Source organism: Microcystis aeruginosa NIES-4325 (assembly GCF_008974145.1).
Classification (GTDB): domain Bacteria; phylum Cyanobacteriota; class Cyanobacteriia; order Cyanobacteriales; family Microcystaceae; genus Microcystis; species Microcystis aeruginosa_G.
In genome coordinates, this window is the sequence record NZ_BJKP01000092.1 from 1 (window position 1) to 1,123 (window position 1,123).

The 1,123-nt window shown below is 45.7% G+C and carries 1 protein-coding gene and 1 pseudogene; both read left to right on the forward strand.

Annotated features, from left to right (window positions below):
• Positions 1-207 (forward strand): annotated as a pseudogene (locus MiAbW_RS20345) (NF041680 family putative transposase); the annotation flags it as partial.
• Positions 208-317: 110 nt separating this feature from the next.
• Complete coding sequence (locus tag MiAbW_RS19815) at positions 318-677, forward strand: hypothetical protein (protein WP_202981370.1); 360 nt, start codon at positions 318-320, stop codon at positions 675-677.
• Positions 678-1,123: the final 446 nt, after the last annotated feature.

Sequence of the window (1,123 nt, forward strand, 5' to 3'; positions counted from 1 at the left end):
CCAGAGCTTGAGGGAAGTTGGGCATTACCCTTGCGTCATGAAAGAATTACGAGTCATCATAGCCCGATGACAAAAGCGGCCTTTCAATTCAGGCAAGTTTGTCACCATCTGCCCAGACCACCTCTTAGTTTGTGGGACAGTGAATATGGATGCGCCCCTTTTCTCAAGTTAACAGCCCACATCCGTGCTGATAAAATCATGGGTTGACGTTCCAATCGTTGTTTGTGGACTGCCCCACCAGCGACGGAAGCCAAAAGAGGAAGACCCAGAAAGCATGGTGAAAAATTCTTAGTGACCCCGAAACTTGGCCAACTGCCGTGGAAATCTTAGAAATCGAAGACCTAAAATGGGGCTTGATTGAAATAAAACATTGGACAAATCTACATTTTCGAGAAGCCGCCGATTTGCCGATGGACATTATCCTGATTCAGAGAAAGGGAATGAAGCTGAGTGCAGATGCGGCTAAACCAATTTGGTTGGCTTGCCTGCTTGAACAGATGCTCTCCTTGCGGGAATTTTGGCCGCTTTATCAACGACGTTTTAACATCGATCACTGGAATCGCTCGCGCTTTGCAAAGATTACACTGGACTTTACCCAAACTTTCAACTCCCGAACAAGGGCAATCTGGTCGCGATTTGATGCCTCTACTGACTTGGCAGTTATGGCTGGCTCGTGAGATAGTACAAGATAATCCTTTACCTTGGCAGAAGCCTCTTCCACAAAACTCTCTGACTCCTGGAAGGGTCCCTCAGGGTTTTGGGGCAATTTTAGCGGTGATTGGTACACCCGCCTGTTTCCCCAAAACCCGAGGAAAATCCCAGGGCTGGCCTAAAGGCAAAAAACGGACTCCAAAAATCCCTTATCCTACGGTCAAAAAACGCTATTCTGCCCCGCCTAAATCGAAAAAGACCGCATCTTAATCCTTCATCCTGCTTTTTATCTCTTTCTCAGTCTTTTATCCCTAGCTGTGCCCATTTGGGCTGCAAATTAGCCTAATACCAATTCTCCAAAATCTGACTACAAATAGTGTAGAATATCATCTTAGTAGAGTTAAAGGAAAAATATGGCAGGAGTTTCTAAGATAGAAATCAGAGAAAGCGAAGCAGAACTCAAGGAACTGCT